Origin of the sequence: Novipirellula caenicola, from assembly GCF_039545035.1 — a bacterium.
Classification (GTDB): Bacteria; Planctomycetota; Planctomycetia; order Pirellulales; family Pirellulaceae; genus Novipirellula; species Novipirellula caenicola.
In genome coordinates this window covers 589,110-595,604 of the sequence record NZ_BAABRO010000005.1, presented here as the reverse complement: position 1 = coordinate 595,604, position 6,495 = coordinate 589,110, and the positions used below count along the sequence as shown (strand labels likewise).

Genomic DNA, 6,495 nt, shown 5'->3' with positions numbered 1-6,495 from the left:
CGAAAGTCTTCGCGACTTTCGCTACGAGCGAGTTCACGGGATCAAAAATCGCACGTGACTATTCCCGTCGCGACGATCAAACCGAGATACGCTGACGGCTTGGAAAGCCGTGCGACTATCTTGCTAATGATCCCTCGAGCAACCTCTCCCCGGCCGATGACAGGTTGGAAGCCAATTCCGCACCCCGAAAGTCTTCGCGACTTTCGCTACGAGCGAGTTCACGGGATCAAAAATCGCACGTGACTATTCCCGTCGCGACGATCAAACCGAGATACGCTGACGGCTTGGAAAGCCGTGCGACTATCTTGCTAAAGATCCTTCGAACAACCTCTCCCCGGCCGATGACAGGTTGGAAGCCTATCTCACACCTCGAAAGTCTTCGCGACTTTCGCTACGAGCGAGTTCACGGGATCAAAAATCGCACGTGACTATTCTCGTCGCGACGATCAAACCGAGATACGCTGACGGCTTGGAAAGCCGTGCGAATATCTTGCTAATGATCCCTCGAGCAACCTCTCTCCGGCCGATGACAGGCTGGAAGCCTATCCCACATTTCGACTACGACTTTACTAGTTCGTCGATCGCGGCGTTCAGCGTGGCACTGGGTCGCATCACGTCGCTGGCCTTTTTGCAATCGGGTTGGTAATAACCCCCGATGTCTGCCGCGGCGCCCTGCACCGAATTCAACTCGTTAACAATCTTCGCCTCTTGATCGGACAGGGTTGCCGCAAGCGATTGGAACTGCGATTTCAGCTCCGCGTCCTTGTCTTGCGACGCCAGTGCCTGGGCCCAATAAAGTGCCAGATAAAAATGGCTGCCGCGATTGTCGATCTCCTTGACCTTTCGCGATGGCGACTTGTTCTCGGTCAAGTACTTGCCGGTCGCCTCGTTCAAGGTTTCCGCCAACACCAAGGCTTTTTGGTTGCCTGCTTTGCCCCCCAAATCCTCGAGCGAGACCGCCAAGGCCAGAAATTCGCCGAGCGAATCCCAACGCAAATGGTTTTCTTCGAGCAGTTGTTGAACATGCTTTGGCGCCGACCCGCCCGCTCCGGTTTCAAACAATCCACCACCCGCCAACAGCGGAACGATCGACAACATCTTGGCACTTGTTCCCAATTCCAAAATCGGGAACAAGTCGGTCAGATAGTCACGCAGCACGTTGCCGGTCACCGAGATCGTATCGAGCCCATCTTTTGCTCGTTGGCACGACACACGAGTCGCCTCGACCGGCGACATGATTTGGATATCCAGCCCCGAAGTATCGTGGGATGGCAGGTATTCTTTGACTTTGGCGATCAAGTTGGCATCGTGAGCACGGTTTTCATCGAGCCAGAAGATCGCGGTCGATCCGGTCGCGCGAGCACGGCTGACCGCCAATCGCACCCAGTCACGCACGGGCAGGTCCTTGGTTTGGCACATCCGCCAAATGTCGCCCTCGGCGACGTCATGCTGCATCAACACTTTGCCACTAGCGTCAACCACTCGGACCACGCCGTCGCTGGGGATTTCAAACGTCTTGTCGTGCGAGCCGTACTCTTCGGCCTTTTGCGCCATCAAACCAACGTTGGCGACGCTGCCCATCGTGGTGACGTCAAACGCCCCGTTTTCTTTACAAAAATCGATCGTCGCCTGATAAACGCCGCTGTAACAACGATCAGGAATCATCGCCTTGGTATCATGCAATTTGCCGTCGGGTCCCCACATTTTTCCCGAAGATCGGATCGCTGCAGGCATCGAGGCATCAATGATCACATCGCTGGGCACATGCAGATTGGTGATCCCGCGGTCTGAATCGACCATCGCCAACGGTGGCCGATCCTGGTACACGGCATCCAAATCCGCCAACACTTCTTGCTTTTTCGCTTCCGACAACGTTTCAATCTTGGCGTAAACGTCGCCGATTCCGTTGTTGGGGTTCACTCCCAATTCGTTAAACAGTTCGGCGTGCTTTTCAAACACGTCTTTGAAAAACACTTCGACGGCATGACCAAAGATGATCGGGTCGGACACCTTCATCATCGTTGCCTTCATATGCAACGACAACAAAACACCTTGTTCCTTTGCCTGATCGATTTCGCGAGCCAGGAATGCTCGTAGCGATTTTTTCTGCAGTCGCGACGCGTCGATGATTTCGCCAGCCAACAGCGATAGTTTTTCTTTCAGTACCGTCGTGGTGCCGTCGGCAGCGACCAACTCGATCCGCACATCGCCCGCTTCGCTCATCACGTGCGACTGTTCGCTGCCATAGAAATCGCCGTCGCTCATCGAAGCCACATGCGACTTGGAATCCGACGACCACGCTCCCATCGAGTGCGGGTTTTGCTTGGCGTACTCTTTCACCGGCGCGGCCACACGGCGATCCGAATTGCCTTCGCGAAGCACCGGGTTGACGGCGCTACCAAGCACCTTGGCGTAGCGAGCCCGAGTCTCCTTGTCGGCATCCGTCTTGGGCTCATCAGGAAAATCGGGAACAGCGAAGCCATTTTTCTGCAGCTCCGCGATCGCCGACTTCAACTGAGGAACCGAGGCACTGATGTTGGGCAGTTTGATGATGTTCGCTTCTGGCTGCTTCGCCAATTCACCCAATTCCGCCAACGCGTCCTGACGCTGTTGGTCCGATGGAAGCACATCGGAAAAATTAGCTAGAATGCGGCCGGCCAACGAGATGTCTTTGGTTTCGACCGTGATCCCTGCCGCCGAGGTGAACGCACGGATGATCGGCAACAACGAATAGGTCGCCAACGCGGGTGCTTCGTCCGTGTGAGTGTATACAATTTTTGAAACGTTTTGAGACATCATCTTCCCTCGTTGCATGCGGTGACCGATTGCCGCTGCACGCCAAGCGAGCAGGGGAAATCGGGGATCAGCTGATGCCCCATCATCGTGTTGAAACGGCTCGAAGGGAAGATGGCCAATTTTGGGTTTTTGGCCGTGATTCTCACACGCAATCCACGCCGCACCGGGACGATCAGGTCGTGTATTCCGAATTGAAACGGACATATTCGGTCGTCAAATCGCTCGACCAATACGTCGCCTGCCCTGCCCCGGATCCCACGCAAAGCTCGACATCAATCTGCGGCTGCCCCTTCATGGTGCGACTAAGTGACGCGGCATCAAAGTCGAGCGGCGTCCCATTTTCGTAGATCGCTTGCCCACAGACCGACAACGAAACCTTGGCCGGTTCCAAAGGCTCGCCGGCGTATCCGGCCGCCGACACGATGCGTCCCCAATTTGGATCGCCGCCGGTGATCGCACACTTCACCAACGGGCTCGCGGCCACGGTTTTTGCAATCACTTCGGCCGATGCATCACTCTCGGCTCCAAAAACATGAATCTGCATCACATGCGTCGCCCCTTCGCCGTCGGCAACAAGCTGCTTCGCCAAGTTGATCGCTAACTTCGTCAGTGCCGCCTCGAATTCGACCAACGCGTCGCCCGAGAGGGGCTCCTCGGTGCCGCTGGCCAGTAGCAGCAACGTATCATTCGTGCTGGTGTGACCGTCCACACTCACGCGATTGAAGCTAAGGTTTGCGACGCGAGTCAGGATTGCTTGAGCGTCCTTTTGCGTGACCGACGCATCGGTGCACATCACCGACAACATCGTCGCCATATTCGGCGCGATCATCCCGGCGCCCTTGGCCATCGCCGCGATCCGGATCGTGTTGCCGTTTAAGTTCATTTCACAGGTTTCGGTTTTGCGTGCCGCATCGGTGGTGCGAATCGCCTCGGCGGCGGCGACAAAGGCGGCGTCGTCTGTGCCCAGTTTGCTGTGGACCAGCTCGATTCCCGATTGGATTTTGTCCATCGGCAATCGCTTGCCAATCACTCCGGTACTCATCACCAACACGCCCGATTCGTCGCAACCGACCAACTTTGCGAGCTGGGCGGACGTGGATTTTGCGTCCTGCATCCCTTGATCGCCGGTACAGGCATTCGCACAGCCGCTATTGGTCAGCACCGCACGCACGGCTGCCGAGGGCGTTCGCGAGCGTGATAGCACGACCGGTGCGGCGACAATCTTGTTCGTCGTGTAAACGCCCGCAGCAACGACCGGATGATCCGATACAATCAAAGAAATGTCCGGTTTTCCGCTGGCCTTGATTCCGCAAGTCGCCCCGGCAAAACGAAAACCACGTGGCAGGAATAGGGGTGAATCTGACATGGGAAACGCCTGTTTAATTGGTTTGCTGCTTTTTGATCGCCGAAAGTCCACTTCCTACGATTTGACCTTTGCAAACAATAAAGGGCGTCGTGCTAGACAACAAGCGACCCACTTATTAAGCGGCCCAGTTATCGAGCGACCCTGTGATCAAGTAGCCCCGTGATCCTGCGGCCGATAAACCCGTGGCCCAGCGATCGTTGATTTGCCCTGTTCATTTTGCCTTGTTTCCGAAGCCCACGACCATCCCCCCTCCCTCCCTCGATGGCGAGTCCACGCGTTTGAATCCACTCGAAAATCCACTTGCTCCTAACGCCGGTGACCTGCGAAGCACGAAAATGGGCGATGCCCCCGAGCTCTTTGGCGATCCCGACTCGCCCGGCGATATCGTGCTGCGCTGTGACGGACTTGGCAAACGCTATGGCGACTTTGATGCCCTGCGTGATTGTTCGCTGTGCGTCGGGGCGGGTGATATTTTTGGCCTGCTTGGCCCCAATGGCGCCGGTAAAACCACGCTGATTCGCTTGCTGCTTGGCTACCTGCACCCGACAGCGGGTCGTGCGACGGTGCTCGGGATTGACGCCGAAGACGACAGCGTGGCGGTCCGTCGGCAAGTCGCCTATTTGCCCGGCGATGCCCGTTTGCCGCGTCACATGCGAGGCGATGGCGTGCTGAAATTTTTTGCTGAAATGCATCCCTACGGCGATCTGCAGCGTAGCCGCGAAGTGGCCGAACTGCTGGAACTCGATCTAAAAACCCGGGTGGCGTTCATGTCGACCGGAATGCGGCAGAAACTGGCTCTCGCCGTCGTGCTAGGGCCACAGACACCGCTGCTGATCCTGGACGAACCGACAGCGAATCTCGATCCGACCGTGCGAGCGGCGGTATTGCAATTGGTCATCGAAGCTCGCGACAACGGCCGCACCGTGATCCTGTCGTCGCACGTGCTCAGCGAAATCGAAGACACCTGTAACCGCGTCGCGTTCCTGCGTCGCGGCCGCTTGGCGCACGAGATGTGGATGAGCGATCTGTTCCAACGCCACCGCATGACCGCCATCACCCGCGAAACGTCGATCGAAGTCCCGGATGCGCTGAAAGGATCCGTACATGTTCGCACCAGAGCGTCAAAGCATGCCGCCCATCAAATTCAAATTGATACCGCCGGCGACCTTGGACCAATCCTCAAATGGATTGACTCTCTCAACTTGAAACAAATTCGCTTTGAACCGTATGGACTTCGCACGGTATACGAAGCGGTCCATGCCGGTGAACCGGTTGCGACCGCATTGATTACCGACACCTCGGATGCAACGAACATGGAACAAGCAAACTCGCGAGCCCGATCATGATCGACCGAATCTTGCTAAAGAAGTACATCGGGCAATCGTTTTTGTTGTTCGCATCTTGCGGGTTAGCGTTATTTGCGTTTGCCTGGATCCGCGTGTGGGTCGTCAGCCTGTTGGACATGGGGCAATTTCAAACGATTGTCGAACAATTTCGTGAGTTTGAAAAATTCTCGCCGATTGAATTTGATTCGCTGTTCACCTATCCCGGTCGCGTCGGGATGACGTACGACGAACCCATCGTCATCCTGTGCATCGTGATCTGGTGCATTTCACGTGGCAGCGACGTGGTCAGCGGCGAACTCGGCCGTGGGACGCTCGAAATGGTGCTCTCGCAACCGATCAGCCGTGCTCGGTTGCTGCTGTCACACGCCACCGTCTCGATCGTCGGATTGGCGCTGCTGTGCATGTTGGTGTGGGCTGGAATCGGTGTTGGCGTCCAAACGACCAGCGTAAAAGAGACCGTGCCTCCGCCGACAGTCCGCATTCCGATCATCGAGTTTGATTTGCCGCTGACGATGGGCGAACCTGAAACGCAGACGCTGCACTTGAGCGAGCGAGTGGACGTGCGAATCTTCGCCGCCTCGACGTTTCACTTGTTTGCGTTCGGCTTCTTCGTACTAGGACTTTCGACGCTACTTAGCAGCATCGATCGCTATCGCTGGCGAACGATCGGAGTGACGGTTGCGATTTATATCGTCCAACTGGTGATGCTGGGGTTGGGCAAAGCGGCCGAGTCGCTGCAGTTTTTGCTATCGATGACCTTCTTCAGCTGCTACAAGCCGCAACAGATGACGTCGATGGTCGCCCAAGAATCGCTGTATACGCCTTGGACACTTACGCATCGAGTCGGCGACACGATGCTGCCGCCGCTGGTGTACCCATTGATTTTGATTGGCTTGGGGCTAGCGTTTTACGCCGCCGCCATCGTTTGTTTCAAACGCCGCGACCTACCCGCCCCACTGTAATGTCGCTGATCATTGTCGCTGATCG

General features: G+C 56.4%; 4 protein-coding genes. 2 read left to right on the top strand and 2 right to left on the bottom strand.

The window, feature by feature from the left end; translation table 11 throughout:
* Positions 1 to 558 precede the first annotated feature (558 nt).
* The gene (locus ABEA92_RS13875) at positions 559 to 2,796 is read right to left on the bottom strand and encodes an NADP-dependent isocitrate dehydrogenase (RefSeq protein WP_425572437.1); all 2,238 of its coding nucleotides are present in this window, start codon (positions 2,794 to 2,796) and stop codon (positions 559 to 561) included.
* A 172-nt stretch (positions 2,797 to 2,968) separates the two neighbouring features.
* The gene (argJ, locus tag ABEA92_RS13870; RefSeq protein WP_345684429.1) at positions 2,969 to 4,162 is read right to left on the bottom strand and encodes a bifunctional glutamate N-acetyltransferase/amino-acid acetyltransferase ArgJ; all 1,194 of its coding nucleotides are present in this window, start codon (positions 4,160 to 4,162) and stop codon (positions 2,969 to 2,971) included.
* A gap of 335 nt (positions 4,163 to 4,497) precedes the next feature.
* Here argJ and ABEA92_RS13865 point away from each other — a divergent pair, with 335 nt between their 5' ends.
* Positions 4,498 to 5,508, top strand: coding sequence for an ABC transporter ATP-binding protein (locus ABEA92_RS13865; protein WP_425572436.1), 1,011 nt, complete (start codon positions 4,498 to 4,500; stop codon positions 5,506 to 5,508).
* On the top strand, positions 5,505 to 6,470 hold the full coding sequence (locus ABEA92_RS13860; protein WP_345684427.1) for an ABC transporter permease subunit: 966 nt from the start codon (positions 5,505 to 5,507) through the stop codon (positions 6,468 to 6,470). Before ABEA92_RS13865 ends, ABEA92_RS13860 begins: the two co-directional genes overlap by 4 nt.
* Positions 6,471 to 6,495 lie beyond the last annotated feature (25 nt).